The organism is Azospirillum brasilense (assembly GCF_022023855.1).
In the GTDB taxonomy this organism is placed as follows: domain Bacteria; phylum Pseudomonadota; class Alphaproteobacteria; order Azospirillales; family Azospirillaceae; genus Azospirillum; species Azospirillum brasilense_F.
In genome coordinates this window covers 2,239,322-2,261,318 of sequence record NZ_CP059449.1, presented here as the reverse complement: position 1 = coordinate 2,261,318, position 21,997 = coordinate 2,239,322, and the positions used below count along the sequence as shown (strand labels likewise).

19 protein-coding genes are annotated in these 21,997 nt (G+C 68.3%); 9 read left to right on the top strand and 10 right to left on the bottom strand.

From position 1 onward, the window contains the following. Positions 1-113: 113 nt before the first annotated feature. The 4 genes from H1Q64_RS10685 to H1Q64_RS10670 all read left to right on the top strand — a co-directional run bounded on the left by H1Q64_RS10685 (position 114) and on the right by H1Q64_RS10670 (position 1,950). On the top strand, positions 114-536 hold the full coding sequence (locus H1Q64_RS10685; protein WP_237903477.1) for a hypothetical protein: 423 nt from the start codon (positions 114-116) through the stop codon (positions 534-536). A gap of 75 nt (positions 537-611) precedes the next feature. Next, positions 612-1,031, top strand: coding sequence for a hypothetical protein (locus tag H1Q64_RS10680; RefSeq protein ID WP_237903476.1), 420 nt, complete (start codon positions 612-614; stop codon positions 1,029-1,031). Beyond that, positions 1,028-1,492: a DUF488 family protein gene (locus H1Q64_RS10675; RefSeq protein ID WP_237903475.1), complete on the top strand. Its 465-nt coding sequence runs from the start codon at positions 1,028-1,030 to the stop codon at positions 1,490-1,492. Before H1Q64_RS10680 ends, H1Q64_RS10675 begins: the two co-directional genes overlap by 4 nt. Before the next feature lie 8 nt (positions 1,493-1,500). Further along, on the top strand, positions 1,501-1,950 hold the full coding sequence (locus H1Q64_RS10670; protein WP_237903474.1) for a GNAT family N-acetyltransferase: 450 nt from the start codon (positions 1,501-1,503) through the stop codon (positions 1,948-1,950). A 15-nt stretch (positions 1,951-1,965) separates the two neighbouring features. Here the strand turns inward: H1Q64_RS10670 and H1Q64_RS10665 are convergent, their stop codons facing one another. The 3 genes from H1Q64_RS10665 to H1Q64_RS10655 all read right to left on the bottom strand — a co-directional run bounded on the left by H1Q64_RS10665 (position 1,966) and on the right by H1Q64_RS10655 (position 5,432). After that, on the bottom strand, positions 1,966-2,739 hold the full coding sequence (locus H1Q64_RS10665) for a hypothetical protein (RefSeq protein WP_237903473.1): 774 nt from the start codon (positions 2,737-2,739) through the stop codon (positions 1,966-1,968). 129 nt (positions 2,740-2,868) lie between these two features. Further along, positions 2,869-4,446 carry a cisplatin damage response ATP-dependent DNA ligase gene (locus tag H1Q64_RS10660; protein WP_237903472.1) on the bottom strand — a complete coding sequence of 526 codons (1,578 nt, stop codon included), beginning with the start codon at positions 4,444-4,446 and terminating at the stop codon, positions 2,869-2,871. Next, positions 4,443-5,432: a ligase-associated DNA damage response exonuclease gene (locus H1Q64_RS10655; RefSeq protein ID WP_237903471.1), complete on the bottom strand. Its 990-nt coding sequence runs from the start codon at positions 5,430-5,432 to the stop codon at positions 4,443-4,445. Before H1Q64_RS10655 ends, H1Q64_RS10660 begins: the two co-directional genes overlap by 4 nt. 149 nt (positions 5,433-5,581) lie before the next feature. Between H1Q64_RS10655 and H1Q64_RS10650 the strand changes: the two genes are divergently transcribed. Further along, positions 5,582-6,502 carry a pseudouridine-5'-phosphate glycosidase gene (locus H1Q64_RS10650; RefSeq protein ID WP_237903470.1) on the top strand — a complete coding sequence of 307 codons (921 nt, stop codon included), beginning with the start codon at positions 5,582-5,584 and terminating at the stop codon, positions 6,500-6,502. Between the two features lie 109 nt (positions 6,503-6,611). After that, positions 6,612-7,025, top strand: coding sequence for a hypothetical protein (locus tag H1Q64_RS10645; protein ID WP_237903469.1), 414 nt, complete (start codon positions 6,612-6,614; stop codon positions 7,023-7,025). A 78-nt stretch (positions 7,026-7,103) separates the two neighbouring features. On the opposite strand, the gene H1Q64_RS10640 is transcribed toward H1Q64_RS10645, so the two are convergent. From H1Q64_RS10640 to H1Q64_RS10625, 4 genes are all read right to left on the bottom strand, one after another. After that, a complete protein-coding gene (locus H1Q64_RS10640; RefSeq protein ID WP_237903468.1) occupies positions 7,104-7,988 on the bottom strand; it encodes an S-methyl-5'-thioadenosine phosphorylase in 885 nt (294 codons plus the stop codon). A 77-nt stretch (positions 7,989-8,065) separates the two neighbouring features. Then, the gene (locus H1Q64_RS10635; protein WP_237903467.1) at positions 8,066-8,764 is read right to left on the bottom strand and encodes a rhomboid family intramembrane serine protease; all 699 of its coding nucleotides are present in this window, start codon (positions 8,762-8,764) and stop codon (positions 8,066-8,068) included. Positions 8,765-8,890: 126 nt separating this feature from the next. Beyond that, on the bottom strand, positions 8,891-13,195 hold the full coding sequence (locus H1Q64_RS10630; RefSeq protein WP_237903466.1) for a translocation/assembly module TamB domain-containing protein: 4,305 nt from the start codon (positions 13,193-13,195) through the stop codon (positions 8,891-8,893). A gap of 113 nt (positions 13,196-13,308) precedes the next feature. Next, positions 13,309-15,249 carry an autotransporter assembly complex protein TamA gene (locus tag H1Q64_RS10625; protein WP_237903465.1) on the bottom strand — a complete coding sequence of 647 codons (1,941 nt, stop codon included), beginning with the start codon at positions 15,247-15,249 and terminating at the stop codon, positions 13,309-13,311. Positions 15,250-15,520: 271 nt separating this feature from the next. Between H1Q64_RS10625 and typA the strand changes: the two genes are divergently transcribed. Together typA and H1Q64_RS10615 are read left to right on the top strand one after the other, a co-directional pair. Continuing rightward, on the top strand, positions 15,521-17,347 hold the full coding sequence (typA, locus tag H1Q64_RS10620) for a translational GTPase TypA (protein ID WP_014240708.1): 1,827 nt from the start codon (positions 15,521-15,523) through the stop codon (positions 17,345-17,347). Positions 17,348-17,473: 126 nt separating this feature from the next. After that, positions 17,474-17,947 (top strand): OsmC family protein, encoded by a 474-nt coding sequence (locus tag H1Q64_RS10615; protein ID WP_237903464.1) that lies wholly within the window; start codon positions 17,474-17,476, stop codon positions 17,945-17,947. A 36-nt stretch (positions 17,948-17,983) separates the two neighbouring features. Here H1Q64_RS10615 and H1Q64_RS10610 read toward each other — a convergent pair whose 3' ends face one another. The 3 genes from H1Q64_RS10610 to H1Q64_RS10600 all read right to left on the bottom strand — a co-directional run bounded on the left by H1Q64_RS10610 (position 17,984) and on the right by H1Q64_RS10600 (position 18,877). After that, positions 17,984-18,166, bottom strand: a complete 183-nt coding sequence (locus tag H1Q64_RS10610) for a hypothetical protein (protein ID WP_188259348.1) — start codon at positions 18,164-18,166, stop codon at positions 17,984-17,986. Further along, the gene (locus tag H1Q64_RS10605; RefSeq protein WP_237903463.1) at positions 18,166-18,342 is read right to left on the bottom strand and encodes a CsbD family protein; all 177 of its coding nucleotides are present in this window, start codon (positions 18,340-18,342) and stop codon (positions 18,166-18,168) included. Before H1Q64_RS10605 ends, H1Q64_RS10610 begins: the two co-directional genes overlap by 1 nt. A 121-nt stretch (positions 18,343-18,463) precedes the next feature. Further along, positions 18,464-18,877, bottom strand: coding sequence for an HIT family protein (locus H1Q64_RS10600; RefSeq protein ID WP_237903462.1), 414 nt, complete (start codon positions 18,875-18,877; stop codon positions 18,464-18,466). Between the two features lie 425 nt (positions 18,878-19,302). Here H1Q64_RS10600 and H1Q64_RS10595 point away from each other — a divergent pair, with 425 nt between their 5' ends. After that, entirely contained in the window at positions 19,303-21,912 is a 2,610-nt protein-coding gene (locus tag H1Q64_RS10595; RefSeq protein ID WP_237903461.1) for a glycosyltransferase family 2 protein, read from the top strand. Positions 21,913-21,997 lie beyond the last annotated feature (85 nt).

The following is a 21,997-nucleotide window of genomic DNA, read 5'->3' as shown; positions in this document are numbered from 1 at the left end:
CAGCGGCACGCCACGTCATAAGCCGAATCTCTTGTTACAGCGGGCGCCATTGAAGACGGGCGGATGAAGCCCTACTATCGGGGCCATCCAATCGATTTTTCCGGTGCCCGCCAATGCGCAGGGTCGCATCCATTCTCGTTGCCTTTCTGATCGCCGCCACCGCTGCCGGTTCGGGCATGGTGGCCCAGGCGGCGGAGGGGCCGGCGGCCCTGCCGCCCTCCGTCCGCATCAAGCCGGTGATGGTTCCCATCGTCACCCGCGGGCAGGTGGAGCGCTACACCCAGATCGAGGTGATGCTGGAGGTGGCGAACGCCACCCGCCTGGGTGAAGTTCAGGTCGCCATCCCGCGGCTGCACGACGCCACGTTGCGCGCGGTCTATCTGGGTATTGAGGAGGGATGGATCGTCCGCGGCAACATCGCCAACATGCCCGCTCTGCGCCGCAAGATCGACGAGGAAAGCGTCAAGTTGTTCGGCAAGGACGTCGTCAGCCGCATCCTCATCACCCCTCTGTCCCGGCAATCCTCCTTTCCCTGACAGACTCCTCCTTCCGGTTGCCTCGTCAGCCACTTCGCGGCAGCATGGCTGCCTGACCGGTAAGGAAACGCGAAAATGGCCGTGGTTTATGTGGCGCGCAGCGCCGCGCTGACGAAGTGGGCGTCCGACGTCGGACAGGGAAAGCACATCTTCAAGCTGGGCGTGGCCGCCGACAATAACGAGGCCAAGGTCGCCATCGAGGCCGGCTGGGCGGGCGAATCCGACTGGCGCCTGATCCACAGCCAGGAGGTGCCGGACCTTGAGGAGGAGGCGGTGATCGAACGCCTGATGCGCAAGGAGAAGGTCATCGATCCGACCTACTACCCGAAGCTGAAGGGCGCCACCGGCGTCTTCCGTATCACCCTGACCAACGTGCAGAACAGCCTTCTCGTCGCGAAGGCAATGTCCGCCGACGAGCCGCTGACCGACGTCAAGGTGAAGCCCAAGGACATCGGCGAATACATGATCCGCAACGCCCTGCCCTCACCGTCATGAGCAACAGCCCGACGCTCTACACCATTGGTTACGAAGGCGCCTCCTTCGACTCCGTACTGCGCGCATTGAAGGCGCGGGGGGTAGCGGTTCTTCTGGACGTGCGCGAATTGCCCTTGTCCCGCCGCGCCGGCTTCTCCAAGAGGCCGCTGTCCGCCGGGCTGGAGGAAGCCGGAATCGGTTACGTCCATCTGAAGGGGCTGGGCACGCCCAAGGAGGGCCGCGTCGCCGCCCACCAGGGCGATCTGGACCGCTTCTGGTCGATCGTCGAAGCGAAAATGCAGACTCCCGAAGCGGAGCACGACCTCAGCCGCGCCGCCGCTCTGGCGCGGGAAAAACCGGCCTGTCTGCTCTGCTTCGAGGCGTCACCGCACCTCTGCCACCGGCTTCGCGTCGGTGAGAGTCTTCACAGCCGTTTCGGCTTCACGGTGGAGCATCTGAACCCCACCGACGTCTCCTTCTAGAGGCTGACATGCATTCCCGTTGGTACCGCTTTGCCGATCTGTCCGCCGGCACCCTCCACGACATGCTCCACCTCCGCCAGAGCGTGCTGGTGGTGGAGCAGGCCTCGCCCTTCCCCGATCTCGACGGGCGAGACCCGGTGGCGCAGCATCTGGCGCTTTATGAGGGCGACGCGCCGATACCCGTCGGCTATGCCCGCATCTTCGGCCCCGCCCCGGAGACCGGCGCCACCTCCTTCGGGCGGTTGGCGGTCGCTCCGGAGTGGCGCGGCAAGGCGCTCGGTCGCCGGCTGGTCGCCGAATGCCTGGAACGGCTGGCCCGGGACTGGCCGGAGCACGACGTGCAGATCAGCGCGCAGCTATACTTGGAAACTTTCTACGGCGGCTTCGGCTTCCGGCGCGTCAGCGACATCTACGACGATGTCGGCATCGACCACATCGACATGCGGTTGAGCCGATAGGGCGGAAGATCCTGTTTATTTCCTGGCCTCGGCCAGGATGTTGCCGGCTTCCTTGCGGATGACGTTCAGGTTCTTCAGCAGAATCGCCAGCGCCTGATCGTAGTTGAACGCCTCCTCCGACTCGTCCGGGATGTCGGTGTCGTCGGCGGCGACGGAGACCTTGGCCTTCTTCTTCACGGTCGCGAAATACTCGCTGCCGGTCTTCTCGAACCCCTTGATCGCCTTCTGCAGAGCGTCGACGTCGTTGGCCCGCGTCGCGGCGTCCAGCGCCTTCGTCGCCTTCTCCAGCCCGCTCGACGCCCGGAAGGCGAGCAGGAAGCCCTCAGCCGGCTTCTTCTTGCCGGTCAGCGCCTCGAACATCTTCTTGGCAGCGGTCCAGTCGGCGAAGAAGGTGGTGGCCGGCATCTCTTTGCCGCTGCCGGCCTTTTCCAGCTTCTTCAGGGCGGACAGGGTTTCCAGCTGGGCCATCTGCTCGACGTTCATGGCGCCGCCCAGCATGTCGGCCGCCACTTCGACGGCGCCCTCGTTCTTCGCCTTCTGCGCCTTGACGATGACCGCGCTGAGCTTCGCCCGGAAGATCTTGGTCGCCTGGAGCAGATCGGCCAGCGCGGCGCGCAGCGCCTTGGCGTCCCCGGCCTTGTAGGCCTTGTCCCAGGCCGCGGCGGCCTTCTCCACATCACCGGACTTTTTCACCACCGCCAGGGCGTCGCCCGAATTGGAGATCTTCTTCGCCTCGGCCTCGCACTTCGCCTTGTGCTTCTTGAACTCGGGGGCGGCGGCGAACGGCATGGTCAGGTCTCCGGGTTGATGTCTTCCCGCTCGACCGCAGCGAACGGTTGCAGAAGACTACGCGCCATCCCGCCGTCGTCAACGCGGACCCGGTTCAAAATGGAAGAAGCGCCCCTATAGCCGCCCAGCCTAGCTGACGACCATCGCCTGAAGCGTTTCCAGCCGGTCGGCCTCTGCCGCCGGCTTGTCCCAGCGGATGCGGTGGACGCGCGGGAAACGCATCGCCAAACCGCTCTTGTGGCGGTTTGACGGGTGCACGCTGTCGAAGGCGACCTCCAGAACCAGCCCCGGCTCGACCTCGCGCACCGGGCCGTAGCGGCGGGTGGTGCGGTTGCGCACCCAGCGGTCGAGTTCCACCAGTTCGGCGTCGGTGAAGCCGAAATAGGCCTTGCCCACCGGCACCAGTTCCTCGCCGCGCCAGACGCCGAAGGTGAAGTCCGAGTAGTAGCTGGACCGCTTGCCGTGCCCGCGCTGGGCGTACATCAGCACGGTGTCGAGCGTCAGCGCCCCACGCTTCCATTTGAACCAGGGCCCCTTGGGGCGCCCGGCGACGTAGAGGCTGTCCTTGCGCTTCAGCATCAGTCCTTCGATGCTGTTCTCCCGGCTGCCCTCGCGCAGGCCCTTCAGCGCCTCCCAGCCCTCGAACGGCACCAGCGGCGACAGATCCATACGCCGGGGCCGCACCGCGTCGTGCCAACGCTCCAGCCGGGCGCGCCGCTCGGTGAGGGGCAGGCCGCGCAGATCCTCCTCGCCTTCGAACAGGATGTCGTAGAGCCGCACCCAGGCGGGAAATTCCTTGAGCATCGCCGCGGTGACCGTCTTGCGGTTCAGCCGCTGCTGAAGGTCGTTGAAGGGCGCAATCTCGCCCTCATTGCGGGCGACCAGCAGCTCGCCGTCCAGCACGGCGTCGAAGGTCATGTGGTCCGCGATGTCGGGAAAGGCGCCGGACACGTCGTCACCGGTGCGGCTGTAGATGCGCCGCTCGCCGCCGCGGGCCGCCAGTTGCACGCGGATGCCGTCCCATTTCCATTCCGCAGCGTAGTCGGCCGGATCGAGGGCGGCCATGTCCTCCTCCTCCAGCGGGTGGGAAAGCATCAGTGGGCGGAAGCCCGCCCCCTTCCCCGCAGCCGGCCGGTCGGACTTCCCCTCCAGCCAGGCGAACAGGTCCGCGTAGGGCGGGGTCAGCCCATGCCAGCACTCCTCAAGATCGCCGAGATCGACCTTGCCCCACTCCGCCAATGCCGTCTTGGCCAGCCGCGCCGACACGCCCACCCGCAGGCTACCGGTGATGAGCTTGAGCAGTGCGAAGCGGCCGGAGGAATCCAGCGTGTCGAGCCAGCCCTCCACCAGCCCCATCACCTGCCCGCGCTTGGCCGCGCGCAGCGTCTCCACCACCTCGGTCATGGACGGCGGCAGGCTGTTCGCCCGCTCTGGACGCTCCGGCCAGATCAGCGCCACCGTCTCGGCGAGGTCGCCCACATAGTCGTAGGACAGGGCGAACAGGTCCAGGTCGACGCGGGTGGCGACCAGCTGCCGGATGGCCGCCGGCTTGGCCTCGTGGAAAACCAGCGATTCCGTCAGGGCCGCCAGCGCCCAGCCGCGGTCGGGGTCGGGCGTGGTGGCAAAGAAGTCGGCCAGCAGGCGGATCTTGCCGTTGCGCGCCGGCATGAAGACCAGCCCGTCGATCAGCGAGGAGAAGTTCCTCACGCCCCTTCCTCCTCCTCGAAGCCGACCATGGCCAGGGCGCGGGCGCGGATGCCGCGCTGGGTCGCGTGGTGGACCAGCGCCTCCTCCCGACCATGGGTCACCCAGACCTCGGGTGCTGCGACCTCGTCGAGCGTCTGGGTCAGCTCGTCCCAATCGGCGTGGTCGGAGATGACCAGCGGCAGTTCGACGCCGCGCTGGCGCGCCCGCTGGCGGACACGCATCCAGCCGGAGGCCATCGCCACCACCGGGTCGGTCAGCCGACGCGCCCAGCGGTCGGCCACCGCGCCGGGCGGGGCCAGCACCAGGGCGCCCTTCAGCTCCTCCTTCGCCGCGACGGTGGCCGGGCGAAGCTCGCCCAGAGGCACGCCGAAGCCCTCATAGAGTTTGCAGATCGGCTCCAGGGCGCCGTGCAGATAGATCGGCCGGTCGTAGCCGGCGGCGCGCAGCAGAGAGATCACCCGCTGGCATTTGCCCAGCGCGTAGGCCCCGACGACATGGCTGCGCTCCGGAAAGATCGACAGAGAGTGCAGCAGCTTGTCGATCTCCCCCAGGTCGGGCGGGTGGCGGAAGACCGGCAGGCCGAAGGTCGCCTCGGTGATGAAGACGTCGCAGGGCACCGGCTCGAACGGGGCGCAGGTGCGGTCGAAGCGCCGCTTGTAGTCGCCGGACACCACCACCCGCGTGCCCGCATGCTCCAGCACCACCTGCGCGCTGCCCAGCACATGGCCGGCGGGTACCAGCCGCACCGTCACGTCGCCGATGCGGATCGCCTCGCCATAGTCGAGCGTCTGAGGCGCGGCGCCCGCCCCCTCGCCCAGCCGTTGCCGCATGATGGCAAGCGTTCCGGCGGTGGCGAGCACATGGGCATGGCCGGGCCGGGCGTGGTCGGAATGGCCGTGGGTGACAACCGCGCGTTCCACCGGACGCAGCGGGTCCACGTAAAAGCCGCCGGGCTCGACATAGAGTCCCTCGGGGCAGACCTTCATCCAACGTTCGGCGGGGGGACGGGAGGGGCTTTGTGCAGGCATGCCCTGCAATATAGGCCGTCCTCACGAAAGGACAAAATTCCGATTCCCCCGGTTGCGCCGAGGCGGAGCGCAGCGCAGGATGCGGGAGAACCAGGGAGACTCCGACCATGCACCACCGCCTGTCCCCAACGCCCGAGGTCGCCGCCGCCCTGGCCGAGGGACGGCCCGTGGTGGCGCTGGAATCGACCGTCATCTCCCACGGCATGCCCTTTCCGAAGAATCTGGAAACGGCGACAGCGCTGGAGGACGCGGTGCGGGCCGAGGGGGCGGTTCCCGCAACCATCGCCGTCCTCGACGGGCGCATCTGCGTCGGGCTGGACGGCGAGTCCCTGGAACGGCTCGCCAAGGGTGGCACCGGCGTCATGAAGCTGAGCCGCCGCGACCTGCCCGTCGCGCTGGCGACCGGGGCGCTGGGCGCCACCACCGTGGCAGCCACCATGATCGCCGCAAAGCTGGCCGGGATCACCGTCTTCGCCACCGGCGGTCTGGGCGGTGTGCACCGCGGCGCCGAAACCAGTTTCGACGTCTCGGCGGATCTCGACGAGCTGGCCCGCACCAGCGTTTGCGTCGTCTGCGCGGGCGCCAAGTCGATTCTCGACCTGCCGAAGACGCTGGAGGTGCTGGAGACCCGCGGCGTCCCCGTCCTGGGGCTGGGCACCGATGAATTTCCGGCCTTCTACAGCCGCAACTCTGGTCTGCCCGTCTCTCATCGCTGTGACAACGTGCATGAGGTCGCGGCCATCCTGCAGGCCAAATGGAAGCTTGGGCTGGAGGGTGGCGTGGTCCTCGCCAACCCCGTCCCGGAGGCCGACGCGCTCGATGGCGAGGCCATGGAACGAGCCATCGCGCAGGCGCTAAAGGATGCGGAACATCATGGAATCACGGGAAAATCCGTCACGCCGTTTCTCCTCGCGGCGGTGGAGCGAATCACTGGCGGGCGCAGCCTGACCGCGAACATGGCGCTGATCCAAAACAACGCCGTCACCGCGGCGCGACTGGCGGCGGCTTACGCGGCGCTGACGTCATGACTGGTCATAGACCATTACGCATAAGAGGTAAGCCATCCGTGTCGTCGGGATTTAAGGGCCCGTTAACCGAAGCCGGGTGAATCTGCGCTCGTTCTTCACGGAGGTCTCTATGCGTGCGCCCAGCCCGTCGAACCTGGTTTCCCGGATGATCGCCATGGCCGCCCAGCCCGACGAGGGCATCGGCGAAGCCGACAACCGCCCGGCTGCGCGGGTCAAGAAGATCGTCTGGGCCTCCCAGGCGGCGAAACTGCGGGGGTCCCTCTCCTCGCGCCTAGTCCATGAGATCGAATGCGCGGTGTCCGCCGACCTCGACAGCATGGAACTGCCGGAGGTGTTCTTCACGTCCGTCGAGTTCGCCGGCCGCGTCATCACCTGCGACCTGGACGCCTCGGGCACCGCCTCGATCTTCGGCCTGATCGAGATCAGCGATTATGACGAACTGGTGGAAGAAGCTGGCGACGAGGCGCTGTTCGGCGTCGATTGGGACGGCGTCTACGTCACCCCGGCGCGCACCCGCCACTGAGGCTATCCGCCCGATCCAAGAAAAAAGCCGCGGGACCCGGACGCACGCCGGGTCCCGCGGCTTTTTGCGTTGGCGTCCTCAACCCAGCGCGCGGGCGAGAATGATGTCGAGCGCCTTCAGCATCTCCGGGTCGCGCTTGTCCGGCGCGGTCATGATCGCGTGGTCGAGCGCGGTGTGGCAACCCTGGGCGCACAGCCCGTCGCGCACCTGCAGCTTCGGCGCGAGCGTCTTGACCAGCGACCGCGCCTTGCCGGCGTTGGCGACCACCACGCGGATGACGGCGTCCACGGTGACGTGGTCATGGTCGGGATGCCAGCAGTCGAAGTCGGTGACCATGGCGACGGTCGCGTAGCACATCTCCGCCTCGCGGGCGAGCTTGGCCTCCGGCATGTTGGTCATGCCGATGACGTCGCAGCCCCAGCTCCGGTACAACTCGGACTCGGCCTTGGTCGAGAATTGCGGGCCTTCCATGACCATGTAGGTGCCGCGGCGCTGGTGTGGCACCTTCAGCTCCACCAGCGCCTCCTCGATCAGGTCGCCCAGCCGCCCGCAGACCGGATGCCCCAGCGCCACATGCGCCACCAGACCGGTGCCGAAGAAGCTTTTGTTGCGGGCGAAGGTGCGGTCGATGAACTGGTCGATCACCACGAAGGTGCCCGGCGGCAGATGCTCCTTCAGCGAACCGACGGCGGAGACCGACAGGATCTCGGTCACGCCCAGCGCCTTCAACGCGTGGATGTTGGCGCGGAAGTTCAGCTCAGACGGCGGGATGCGGTGACCGCGGCCATGGCGCGGCAGGAAAACCAGCTTCTGGCCGTTCAGCTCGCCCGTCAGCAGCTCGTCCGACGGGTCTCCGAAAGGTGTTTCCACCTTCACCCAGCGTTGCTTCTCCAAGCCGTCGATGTCGTAGACGCCGCTGCCGCCGATCACGCCGAGCACCGGCGCGGACCCGGTTTCCGCCATAGTCACATGCCTCCGTCAATGGGAGGGCGCAGTATTCCGCCCCGGCCCGGCAAAGGCAACGGTCACGGCAGGGACGGTCACAGGGTGCGCAACAGAACCACGACCAGCGTCAGATAGACGGCGGCCTTCGCCGCGGTGCTGAGGCGCGCCACGCTCCACAGCGCCACGCCGGGGCGGCGGAACAGGGCGACCAGCGCCATCCCCGCGCCGAACCCACCGAGATGGGCAGCCCAGGCCACGTCGCCCAGGCTGGAGTCCGGGGACGGCGGCATCAGCGTCATCGCCACGTTGATCGCCAGGAAGCTGCCCACCACGAAGGAGGCGGGAACGCGCGGCCCCGGCGTCACGCCGAGCGTCGCCTGCGGGTGCAGCAGCAGGAAGGCCCCCATCACCCCGCAGATCGCCCCGCTCGCCCCGACCAGCGGTGCCATGGGATCGACGGCCAAGGCCCCCTCCACCATGGCCCCCGCTGCGGCGCAGAGCAGGAAGAACAGCAGGTAGCGCAGGCTGCCCATCGCCAGCTCGACTGCGCCGCCGAAGGCCCAGAGCGCCAGCATGTTGCTGACCAGATGCACGATGTCGCTGTGGATCAGGACATGGCCGAACAGGCCGCGCCACACCGCCCAGTTCGGCAGCGGCCCGGCCATCTCCACCGTTCCGAAGAAATAGGCGGGAACGAAGGCGAGGGATTCCGGCGGCACGCCCAGCACGAAGGCCAGCGTGCAGGCCATGACGATGCCCTGGTTGACGTAGGGAATCCTTCTGGCAGCGCGCACCGCTCCCCCTTCGCCGATGACCGGAGCCTTGGCGGCCCGGCCTTCATCCTTGCTCGATATGGGGGCTCTTGCGCCGATGACCAGCGCCCGAAAGCGGCTCGCAAACAGGTTAGAAGGTCGGACCTATCAGTAATTCCACTCCCATTTGACGCCGACGCGGGTATCGGAATCGGCGCCGACATCCGCCTGGGCCTTGATGTTCTTGGTGATGTCGACCTCGACCGTGGCGCGGCTCTGGTTCGCGCCGATGCCCTGCTCCACCCCGACATAGACGCGGTCGCTGACGTAGCGCCCGGCCTGCACCGCCCCACCCTTGCCATCGGCCCCGCCGGTGAATTCCAGCCGGTCGATGCCGAGACCGCGGCGCAGGTTGCCGATCAGACCGGGTCCGCCACCGCCGAAGCCAGCCAGCGTCGCCGCGGATTGGGCGAGTTGGACCGCCTCCACGGCGCTCAGGCTGCCGACTGACTTCCCGAACAGAACGGCCGACAGCACCTCGTCCTGCGGCAACCCCTGCGGGGAGGTCAGCTCCAGCTTCGGTTGTCCGGCGGTGCCGGTAACCAGAATCTGGGCGGTCACGTCGTTCGCGGTGGCTTCTGCCAAGAAGTCGAGCCGCGGGTCGATGGCGGGACCACCGTCGAACTCGATGATTCCGCGCTTGAAGACGAAGGTCTTGGCGAGAATATCCAACTCACCCTTCAGCATGTTCAGCCGCCCGCTGACCAGCGGCTGGCTGGAGGTGCCGGCGACGGCGAGTTGCCCGGCGAACTCCGCCTCAAGCCCACGACCCCGGACGAAGATCTGGTTCTGCGCGCTGATCGTCAGATCGAGGATCATCGCGAAGGCCGGCTCGGGAGCCGTGGCCTGCCCGTTCTTCAGGCTGACCGGCTGCGCCTTGCGGCCCCTGCCGACCTCGACGACCTTCAGGTCGACCACGTTGGGCGGGGTCTGGTTGGGGATCTGGATCTCCGCCCGCTCAATCCGCACGGGGCCGGCCAGACGCGGATTCAGGAAGCTGCCGGTCAGCGTCAGGTTGGTGCCGATGGTGACCGCGGCCAGATCGTTCTGCACCAGCCGCGCCCGGTCGGCCTGAATGCCGAGGTCGAGCTGTTGCTGCGGGTCCGCGGCGGCGGGACGGATCACGCCGCGAGCGCTGATCTCCCCGCCGTTGGCGGTCCGCCCGCGGAAGCTCTGGATGGTGAAGACGTCGCCGTCACCGACGATGCGGGCGTCGATGTTGCTGATGATGGCGCCGCTCGCCCGGTTCTCGTAGCGCCCGTTGGCCAGAGTCACCGTTCCGCCCAGCCGGGGAGCCGCCACGGTGCCGTCGACGCTGACGTCCAGCCGCAACGTGCCGCGCGCCCGGTCGCCGGTCGCCGCCAGCAGGTCGTTGGCGAGCGAGGCGTCGATCGCGCCGCGCAGCGCCGCCTCCAGCCGGCCGCGCTCCGGCACCGAGAAGGCCAGCGTGTCCGGGTCCATGGCCAGCGGCGCGGCGGCGGTCAGGGTCACCCGGCCCGCGTTGTTGCTGGTGGCGACGTCGCCGTCCACCGACAGGCTGGCCTCCCGCCAGCGGGCGTTGACAGTGGCGTTCAGGCCCGGCACGCCGGCCTGGGTCGTCTGCTGCGCCTTCAGGTTGGCGACGCGCACCGTGGCGTCGGCCTGCGGGCGGCGGACGGTGCCGCCGAGCGTCGCCTGTGCGTTCAGCGTGCCATCCAGCCGGAGGGTCGGGTTCGCCAGCCGGGCCAGCGCCATCGGCACGCGGTCCAGCCGCAGCTCTCCCGACAGCCGCTCCCCGTTCAGGCCAAGGTCGGCGGCGAGTTGGGCGTTGCCGCTGACCAGCCGCAGGCCGGACACCTCGTAGCGCCGCTCACCCACGGCAATGGCGGCGGGCTGGGTCAGCCGGAAGGATTCGCCGCTGTAGCGGCCCTGGAGCCGGTCCAGCCGGATGCGGTTCAGCGTACCGTTCTGCGTGAATTCCCCTGCCAGTTCGAGCCCCAGCGGGTCGCGCCCGGCCCCTGCGGCCTCCGCCCGGAAGGCCGCCTTGGCGAGCGAGCCGTCCACGCTGGCCGTCACGCGCGACAGGTCGTTGCCGGCGGCGGCCCCGTCCTGAAGCTCCAGCCGCGCCTTGCCGCTGGCACTGCCCAGCGCGTCGGCGACGTCCGCGTTGGCGGTCAGGCGGCGCGCGGCAAAGAGCGGCCCGCCCTCGCCCTCCACACGGAGGTTGGTGGCGTTCGCGGTCAGGTTGGCCGCCTGCTTGCCGTTCGGCGCGTCGAGCGCGACGGTGAAGCCTGCCGCCCCGGTCAGCGGCACGCCGGCCAGCTCCGACAGGGCCTGAAGCTGCGGCAGGGTGCCGTCGAGCTTGCCGGTCGCGGTCATGGCGTCGAGCGCCACGCGCACCGCCCCGGTGATCCGGTTCGGCCCGTTCGCCAGCGTGAGGTCGCTGATCCGCAGCGCCTGCCCTTCCAGCGCGTAGGCGGCGTCCGCGGTCAGCCCGGCGCCGGCCAGTTCGGTGCGGGCCGACACACGCCCTTCCGGGGCGGCCGGCAGGTTCTGCGCGGTGGCGTTCAGCCGCGTGTCGCCGAAGCGGCGCCCCTGCACGGCGAGGTTCCGAGCGTGCAGCGCCGCCTCGGCCACCAGCTTGTCCAGCGGGCCTTTCGCCGTCGCGTCGAGCGTCAGGCCGCCGGCCATCTCCGTCCCGGCAGCGGTGCCCACCGGAGCAAGGTCCGTGATCTCCAGCCGGGTCTTCGCGTCCACCGCCCCGTCCGCCAGGGCCGCAGCACCGGTCAGCCGCCCGTTGCGGCCATCCACCGTCAGGTCGGTGAGGCGCATGGCGCCGTCCGGCTCCATCACCGCCTCCGCGCCCAGGCTGACGTCGCGGCCGAGCACGCCGTCGGCGGGCGTTCCGGTTTCCAGACCGCGCAGCGCGCCGCTGAGGCCCGCCGTCAGCGTGCCGTCCTCCTGCCGGCGCACCGGCCCGGCCAAGGCCAGTGACCCGGCCAACGGTTGCCCGGCGAGGGCGGAGAGGCGCGACAGGTCGTCGGCATCCAGAGTCACCATTACATCGGCGGTCCGGCCCCAGCCGGTCACATTGCCCTGCGCCCCGGCGCTGGCCGCCGCGGTGGTCAGAGTCACGCCCTCGATCCCCACCGCTCCGATGTCGGCGTTGATCTGCGCCCGCCCGTCCAGCCGCACCTCCGGCCCGGCGACCGAGGCCAGGGCGGGATCGTCGGCGGCGAGGTCGCGGATCAGCCCCTCCACCGCCACGGTCAGCGCGTCCAGCGTGCCCTGGGCGGTGCCCGATACGGTGCCCTCCCGCCAAGCAATGCCGGGGGCGAAGCCGTGCAGGGCAGAGTCCGGCCCGGCCTGAACCTCGTAGCGCAGGTCGAGACTGCGGCGGTCGGCGCCGACACGCCCCGAGAGATTGGCCGTGGCGGCGGCGGTCTCGACGGTCACCGGCTGCAACGTCAACGCCCCGTCCGGAGCGACCACCACGGTGCCCTTCAGAACCGGCTGCGGCCCGGCCAGCGGCGCGATGTCGGGGCCGAGCAGGGACGCCACGTCGCCGGTCGCCGCGAGGGTGACGGCGTGCCCTTCCGGAACCGCCTTGATCGTGGCGTCGGCGGCCAGCCGGGCGGCGTTCTCCGCCGCCGCGGTGAAGGTGCCCTTCCAGTCGTCCAGCGAGCCCTGCCCGTCCAGCGAGGCGCTGACCGGCGGCGCGCCGGGGATGTTCAGCGCGGTGGCGATCAGCCCGCCCGCCGGCTCCGACGCCTTCAGGTTCAGGTCGAGCCGCTTGTCGTCGGGATTGAAGGCGACGTCGAGCGCCACCGTTCCCGGCTGCTCGCCGAGACGGTCCACATTCAGATGCGCTTCCAGCGACGACCCGCCCGACGCGAGGTCGAGCGACCCGTCGATCTTCAGCCGCGCTTCCTGCCCGATCAGCGGCTCCGCCAGGACCAGCTCGGCGATGGCCAGCTTGTCCACGGCGACGCCCACCGGCAGGCTGGGCAGCAGCGACGTCGGCCCCTGGTCGGGCGGCGGCTCCGGCCCCTCGGCGGGCAGCGGCGCGCGCTCCACGACGACGCGCTGCGCCTCGATGGCGTCGGCCTTGGCCCGCCCGGTCAGCAGCGCGGTCGGGGCGAGGTTGACGCGCAGATCCTCCAGCCGCAGCCACACGCCCTCGCGGTCGGCGACGGTGACGTCCGAGATCGTGAAGTTCACGGGAACCGCGCCGCCGATGGTGCCGATCCGGACCTGGAGGTCGGGGCCGTTCACCGCCTTCTCGATGGTCTGGGCGATCCAGCGCCGGACCGCGTTGGCCGGCCCCCAGCCGCCCCCTTCGCTGTCGGCCGCGCGCGCGGCCTCCGTCAGGACCGCCCCGGTCAGGACGGCGATGGCCAGAAGAAGGACGATCAGACGACGCAGACCCGACACCACGCACCCCGTTGCGGCGTTCCCCGAATGGTATAACGGGAAAGAGCATGGGCGATCCCGATCCAAGTGGCAAAAATGCGACCCGGTCCGACATCACCGGTTGAAAGGACGAATCAGAAAGCCTGACCCAGACTGAGATAGAGCTGCCACTTCGCATCGCCGGAATCGGCGTTCAGCGGGAAGGCGACGTCCGCGCGCAGCGGTCCGAAGTCGGTGTAGTAGCGGGCGCCGATGCCGGCACCGACCTTCAGCGGCTCCTTGAAGTCCGGGAAGGCGCTGTCGAAGACGGTGCCGGCGTCGACGAAGGGCACGATGCCGATGGTTTCCGTCACCTTGACGCGCAGTTCCAGCCCGGCCTCGAACAGCGACCGCCCGCCGGTCGGATCGCCGTAGATATCGCGTGGTCCGGCCTTCTGGAAGCCGTAGCCGCGCACCGACCCGCCGCCGCCCGCATAGAAGCGGTGGTCCGGCGGCACCTGGTCCAGCGACGCTCCCACCGTGCTGCCGACGCCGATGCGCGCCGCCGCGACGTAGCGCCCGTCGTCGGACAGATCGCGGTAGGCCGACGCGTTGATCTGGAAGCTGGTGAAGATCGAGTCCGTATCCCCGGCGTAGGGGAACCAGGGGGTGGCGAGCAGCGAGGCGCGGTAGCCCCTGGACGGGTTCAGCAGATTGTCCGATCCGTCCCAGGCGATGCCCAGCGGCACGCCGATGAAGCCGGTCTGGTACTCCCGCAGGTTGGAGCGTACCCGCCCGCGCTCTCCCGACATTCCGTAGGAGACCTTGAGCTGGTCGGTCACCTGCCGCTCCAGCGAGGCCGAGCCGATGGTGGCGACGCGGTCGTAGGCCGGCGGCTGCTCCGAAGCGACCTGGAAATCCAGGATCAGCGACTGGCGCGGCGCCAGGAAATCGGGCTTGCGGAAGTTGGCGGACAGCCGGATGTCCGGCAGATCCAGGGTGCCGCGTGGCCCCTGCGCGGCGCCGTTGTCGCCGCCGATCCGCCCGACCTCCACGCCCAGCCGCAGCCGCTCCGCCCCGCCGAACAGGTTGCGGTGGCCCCAATAGGCGGAGCCGCCCACGCCATCCTCCGACGAGTAGAAGGCGCTGGCCCCGATGAAGCGGTGCAGCTTCTCGGCCAGGGTCACGTCCACCGGCGTGACGCCGCCCGGCCCCGGCTCCTCGGCCAGCCGCACCCGCACCGTGTCGAACACGTCGAGCTGGGCGATCTGCTGGCGCGCCCGGTCGACCTTGGCCGGGCTGTAGATGTCGCCCTGCTTCCAGGGCAGGCGCCCGCGGATCAGCCCCTCGTCCACGCTGGCCAGCCCGTCGATCTTGGTGTCGCCGAACATCACCAGCGGGCCGGGATTGACCGAGTAAGTAACGTCCATGCTGTGGTCGTCGTGGTCGACCACCACCCGCCGCTCGGCGACGGTGGCGAAGGGGTGGCCGCGGTCGGTCATCCGACGCAGCAGCGCGGACTGGGCGTCCACCACCTGCGGCGCCCGCGCCCGCTCCCCCACCGGCAGGCCGATGTCGCCGGGGGTCACGTCGCCGCCCGGCAGCGGCGCGCCGTCGGTGGAGGCGATGGTGATGGTCTTGAAGCGGTAGGGGGTGCCGGGCGTCACCGCGACGGTCACCTTGGCCGGCGTGCGGGCCGCGTCCACCCGGATGTCGAGAACCGCATCGTAGAAGCCGGCGGAGCGCAGCGCCGTCTGCAGGCGTTCCCGGTCGTTGTCGGCCCGCCGCTCCAGCCCCAGCACCGACGGCGGCAGGTCGTCCTTCAGGCTGACCAGCGAGGAGCTGTCGCGCAGCAGGTCCCGCAGCTCGTCGTCCTCCATTCCGGTGAACTCCACCTCGTAGGGGATCTGCGGGCCGGGGGCGTCGGGGGTGGGGTCATCCTGCCCGGAACCATCCTGCGCCGCGGGCGGCGGAGCGGCCTCCTGAACCGGGTCCGGCGCGGGGTCCTGCGCGCGCAACGGGTCGCCCGGCACGGCGGCGAGCGCGCTGGACAGGAGAATGACGGCGAGGCGGGAAGCGGAAACGCGGCTGGTCATCACCGGACCATGTGGGATTCCGCGACGCAGACGCCAATGATTCGGTCGCCGCGGCGCAAGGAAATTCCGCATAGGCGCTTTGGGCGAGTTTCCCCCACCACGCCGCTTGCGTTATGAAGCCGGATCATTATATTGCGTCGCAACAGTTTCCCCGGCAGAGCCCCCCGATCGATCTCGGAGGGTTTTTTTGTTGTGCGCGGCCGACGTGCCGCGGTGTCGGGGCGGCATTGCGCAACGGAAGCCCCAGAGCGGATTTAAGAGTCCCCGACACATGAATCTTCGTAACGTCGCCATCATCGCGCACGTCGACCACGGCAAGACGACCCTGGTCGATCAGCTCCTCAAGCAGGCCGGTTCGTTCCGCGAGAACCAGCAGGTCGCAGAACGCGCCATGGACTCCAACGACCTGGAGCGCGAGCGCGGCATCACCATCCTGGCCAAGTGCACGTCGGTCCTGTGGAACGACCTGCGCATCAACATCGTGGACACCCCCGGCCACGCCGATTTCGGCGGCGAGGTCGAGCGCATCCTCTCCATGGTGGACGGCGTGGTCCTGCTCTGCGACGCCGCCGAAGGGCCGCTGCCGCAGACCAAGTTCGTGCTGGGCAAGGCGCTGAAGCTGGGCCTGCGCCCGATCGTCGTCATCAACAAGGTGGACCGTCCCGACGGCCGTCCGCACGAGGTGCATGACGAGGTGTTCGACCTGTTCGCCTCGCTCGACGCCTCGAACGAGCAGCTCGATTTCCCGACCCTGTTCGCCTCGGGCCGCAACGGCTGGGCGACCACGGACCTGGAGAACGGCGCCCGCGAGACGCTGACCCCGCTGTTCGAGCTGATCCGCGACCATGTCCCGCCGCCCAAGGTGGAGGAGGACCTGCCCTTCGCCATGCTGGCAACCACGCTGGAGGCGAACCCGTATCTGGGCCGCATCCTGACCGGCCGCATCCAGACCGGCAGCGTCAAGGTCAACATGGCCATCAAGTCGCTGAGCCGTGACGGCAAGCTGATCGAGAACGCCCGCATCAGCAAGGTGCTGGCCTTCCGCGGTCTTGAGCGCGTTCCGGTGGACGAGGCGCACGCCGGCGACATCGTCGCCCTTGCCGGCCTGACCACCACCACCGTGGCCGACACCATTTGCGCGCCGGAAGTGGCCGAGCCGCTGGCCGCCCAGCCGATCGACCCGCCCACCCTGGCGATGACCTTCTCGGTCAACGACAGCCCGCTGGCCGGCCGCGAGGGCGACAAGGTCACCAGCCGCATGATCCGCGACCGCCTGATGCGCGAGGCTGAAGGCAACGTCGCCCTCCGCGTCAGCGACACCGAGGGCGGCGACGCCTTCGAGGTGGCCGGCCGCGGCGAACTGCAGCTCGGCATCCTGATCGAGACGATGCGCCGCGAGGGCTACGAGCTGGCCATCAGCCGTCCGCGCGTGCTGTTCAAGACCGACCCGCTGAACGGCCAGCGCCTGGAGCCGATCGAGGAAGTCGTCGTCGACGTGGACGAGGAGTTCTCCGGCACCGTCGTGCAGAAGATGGCGGAGCGCAAGGCCGACCTCATTGAGATGCGTCCGTCGGGCGGCAACAAGACCCGCATCGTCTTCCATGCCCCGTCGCGCGGCCTGATCGGCTATCAGGGCGAGTTCCTGACCGACACCCGCGGCACCGGCATCATGAACCGGCTGTTCCACGGCTACGCCCCTTACAAGGGCACGATTGCCGGCCGGCGCACCGGCGTGCTGATCTCCAACGCCGACGGCACCGCGGTCGCCTACGCGCTGTGGAACCTGGAGGATCGCGGCCCGATGCTGATCGATCCGGGCGTTCCGGTCTATCAGGGCATGATCATCGGTGAGCACACCCGCGGCAACGACCTCGAGGTCAACGTCATCAAGGGCAAGCAGCTCACCAACATCCGCACCACCAGCAAGGACGAGGCGGTCCGCCTGACCCCGCCGATCCAGATGACGCTGGAGCGCGCCCTGTCCTACATCGGCGACGACGAGCTGGTGGAGGTGACGCCGAAGTCCATCCGCCTGCGCAAGCGTTACCTCGACCCGAACGAGCGCAAGCGCCACGCCCGTGCCGCCGAAGCCAGCTGAGGCTGACGGGCAAGGCAGCGTTGAGATTGCGGGAGGGCTTCGGCCCTCCCGCTTTTTTTATGGCCCGTTTTCTTTTCAGCGGCGGTGGCCGCGGTTACCCTCCCGGAAACACATCCGGAGGGACCAATGTCAGGGCGCGAACACCAGTACGGCACGACGGTGACCTGGACGGGCAATCAGGGAACCGGAACCTCGGGCTACAAGGCGTACAGCCGCGATCTTGAGATCACCGCGCCCGGCAAGCCGCCGATCCCCGGCTCGTCCGACCCGGCCTTCCGCGGCGATCCCGCGCGCTACAACCCCGAGGACATGCTCGTGGCCTCGCTCTCGGCCTGCCACATGCTGTGGTACCTGCATCTGTGCGCCGTGAACGGCGTCGCCGTTATCGCCTACACGGACGAGTCCTCCGGCACGATGGCCGAGGACGCCAATGGTGGGGGCCGCTTCACCGACGTCGTCCTGCGTCCCCAGGTCACTCTCGCCCCCGGAAGCGACTCCGCCAAGGCCGTGGCCCTGCACCACGAAGCCCACGAGAAATGCTTCATCGCCAATTCGGTGAATTTCTCGGTTCGGGTCGAGGCGCGGATCGCCGTTGAATGACAAAGAAACCCCCTTCCGGATGGAAGGGGGCGATTCCTAGTCCCGCAAACTCTTCTTCTTGATGTCGGGCTTCTCGCCCAACTCATCGAACTTCTCCTGGACGGGCTTGTCGGGGTCGCCCGAGGCTTGCCCGGTTTCCTTGATGAGCTTGTCCTCGATCCGCTGAGCGGCGTCGGACGGAGCATCGTCCTTGCGATGCCCCCGCTCCTCCGCGCCCATCACTTGTCGCCTTTGAGGATGTCCTTCACCTTGCCGACGACCTTGTCCAGCTTGCCCTCGGCCTTGTCGGCGCGGCCCTCGTCCTTCAGGTCCCGATTGCCGGACAGGTCGCCGGCCTGCTTCTTGACTTCGCCCTTCAGCTCCTTGCCGGCACCGGTGATGCGGTCGGTGTTCATGGTGCCCTCTCCTTCGAACGGTGAATGTTTCAGGGAGCATGAACAAGGCAGCATGCAAAACGTCACGCCTTCGCTTGGCCGCAAATGGAGAGGGGGTCGTCGCGTCCGGCTTCGCCGCGCCTCACTTTTGGCCCAACCCCTCGCCGATCTTTCGGATAAGGCTGTCCCGCTCCTCCGGGCTGTAGCGCTCCGCGAAGCCCGACCCCCACACCGGCCCCGGCCACGCCGGGTCCTTCTTGGAGCGGGCGATGACGTGGATATGAAGCTGCGGGACCAGATTGCCCAAGGCCCCGACGTTGATCTTGTCCGGGGCGAACAGAGTCTCCAGCGTGCGCGAGGCCAGGGCGATCTCGTCCATCAGACGGTGCTGGTCCTCTCGGGACAGCTGGTGGATCTCCGTCAGACCATGCCGGGCGGGAACCAGGATCAGCCACGGCCACACCCGGTTGTCCATCAGCAGGACGCGGCACAGCGGCCATTCGGCGATCGGGGCGGTATCGGCCTGCAAACGGTCGTGCAGATGGAACATCGTCATGGGGTCCCGTGTCTTCCCTTCGGCCCGTAAGGTTTTCCTTGCGGTGTTCAGGGAAGAAAACGCCCATCCGGTGCGTTCGTCCAGTGGGGATTGCCGCCGCTGCAGGCCCGGGCACCGGCGCGTTGGAGTGGGACTGGTTGCGGGACTAGGAAAAATGTATAAACTGCCGCACGATCTTTATTCGGTCCGATGATGTTCCGGTCGGAGGCGTTCGGTCTTCCGGCTTATGCGGATCGCGCGGCGGATTGAGACGTGTCCTGCAACCAGGGTGGTGGGTCCGGGTGTTCGGTCCGAAGGCGGTGTCGGGGCGGCGAGTCCCCCTGTGTGCCGATCCGGTTGAACCCCTTCGCTGAATTGAAAGATGCCCGGCCGGGGCGGACAAAGCCAGGACGGCCGGCAGACGTTTGGGACAAAGAAAGACGGTCATGCGCAAGTCGGCGATCGCGGCTCTTCTTCTCGTGATCCTGGGCAACATCGGAGTCTGGGCGCTGTGGAACCGCCCGGTCGCCGAACGGTCCTGGGGCGGCGCCATCAGCGGCGTCGGCTATACGCCCTTCCACCCGGACAAGAGCCCATCCAAGGGCGACAAGGCCTCGGCGGAAGACATCGAGAAGGACATGAAGGCCCTGGAGGGGTCGGTCAAGGGCGTGCGCATCTACTCCACCACCGACGGGTCGGAGCAGACGGCGCCCATCGCCCGCAAGTACGGGATTCCGATCACCGCGGGCGCTTGGATCGCCGGCAAGCCGGAGATTGACGAGCCGGAGATCAACGGCCTGATCAAGCTGGCGCGCGACAACAACAACGTCCGCCGCGTCCTGGTCGGCAACGAGGCGATCCTGCGCGCCGACGTCACCGTCCCGCAGGCCATTGAGTACATCAAGCGTGTGAAGAAGAAGGTCAACGTCCCGGTCTCCACCGCGGAGCCGTGGCACGTCTGGCTGGAGCATCCGGAACTGGCCGACGCCGTGGACTTCCTGGCCGTCCACCTGCTGCCCTACTGGGAAGGCGTGCCCGCCGACCAGTCGGTCGATTACGCCATGTTCCGCTACAACGAGCTGAAGACCAAGTTCCCGAACAAGCACATCCTGATCTCGGAAATCGGCTGGCCGGCGGACGGCCCGTGGCGCCGTGGCGCCGAGGCGAGCCAGGTCAACCAAGCCAAGTTCATCCGCACCTTCCTGAACGTCGCGGCGCAGAACAAGCTCGACTACTTCATCATGGAGGCCTTCGACCAGCCCTGGAAGCGGGAGATCGAAGGCACCGCAGGCACCAGCTGGGGCCTGTGGGACGCGTGGCGCAAGCCGAAGTTCCCGATGATCGGCGAGGTGACGGAGTTGCGGAATTGGCCGCTGCTCTGCGGCATCTCCATCGCCGTGGGCTTCCTGCCGCTCGTCTTCTTCCTGTGGCGCCGCGGCGGCGACCTGAAGTTCGGCGGGCAGGTCTTCTACGGCGCGATGATCCAGGGCGTATCGTCGGTGCTGGTCTTCACCTTCACCGCGGCCAGCGTCGCCGGTCTCGCCACCACCACCGAGATCGCTTGGGGCATCCTGGTCTTCTGCCAGCTTGTCCTGCTCGCCGTCATGCTGATCGACGGGCTGGAGCTGACGGAGGTCGTCTGGCAGGACCACTTCAAGCGCAAGTTCCAGCCCTGCTCGGCGGCCCCTCTGCCCGACGCGCCGAAGGTGTCCATCCATGTGCCCTGCTACAACGAGCCGCCGCACATGGTCATGGAGACGTTGGATGCGCTGGCCCGGCTGGACTACCCGAACTACGAGGTCCTGCTGCTCGACAACAACACCAAGGACCCGGCCGTGTGGCGCCCGGTCGAGGAGTATTGTCGCAAGCTGGGGCCGAAGTTCCGCTTCTTCCACCTGGACAACTGGCCGGGCTTCAAGGCCGGCGCGCTGAATTTCGGCCTTGCCCAGACGGCGCCGGACGCCCAGCACATCGCCGTCATCGACAGCGACTATCAGGTCCATCCCGACTGGCTGAAGGCGACCATTCCCCATTTCAACCGGCCGGAGGTCGGCTTCGTGCAGTCCCCGCAGGACTACCGGGACTGGAGCCACGATCTGTTCCAGCGGATGATCAACTGGGAATACGCCGGCTTCTTCCACATCGGCATGATCCAGCGCAACGAGCGCAACGCGATCATCCAGCACGGCACCATGACCATCATCCGCAAGTCCGCGCTGGAGGAGGTCGGCCGCTGGGGCGAGTGGTGCATCACCGAGGACGCCGACCTCGGCCTGCGCCTGTTCGAGCACAAGTACGAGGCCGTCTACATGCCGGAGAGCTACGGCAAGGGCCTCGTCCCCGACAGCTTCTCCGCCTACAAGACGCAGCGCTTCCGCTGGGCCTACGGTGCCGTTCAGATCCTCAAGCACCACTGGCGCGACCTGCTGCCGGGCGGTCCGCGCCTGACCGCCGGGCAGAAGTATCACTTCATCACCGGCTGGCTGCCCTGGTTCGCCGACGCCGCCCACATGATCTTCGGCATCGCCGGAATCATCTGGTCGCTCGGCCTTCTGGCTTTCCCGAAGTATTTCGAGTTCCCGCCCAGCGTCTTCATGATTCCGACGCTTAGCGTCTTCGCCTTCAAGGTCGGCGCCTCGCTCTGGCTGTACGAGGCGCGGGTGAAGTGCGGCTTCTGGGACAAGGTCGGGGCGGCAATCGCCGGCATGGCGCTGACCCACACGGTGGGCCGCGCCATGTGGCTGGGCATGTTCACTTCCGGGCGCCCCTTCGTCCGCACGCCGAAGTGCGAGAACCAGCCGGCGCTGATGCAGGCCTTCCTGATGGCGCGGGAGGAGATCGCGCTGCTGCTGGGCCTTTGGGGCGCCGCTCTGGCCATCGTAGTGGTGTTCGGTCACGAGAATCGCGACGCCTTCATGTGGTCGGGCCTGTTGGTCGTGCAGTCGCTGCCCTACCTGTCGGCCTTCATCACCGCCCTGATAAACGCCTTCCCCAACATTGGGCTGGGCAAGCGGCGTCCTGAACCCACGGAAGCCGCCGGAGCCGGGGCGGACTGAGCGCTCCTGCCCATTGGATCGCCAACCCGAATCGCACGCATGAAGAGAGCCCCGCCGGAATGGCGGGGCTCTCTTCGTTTCGCCC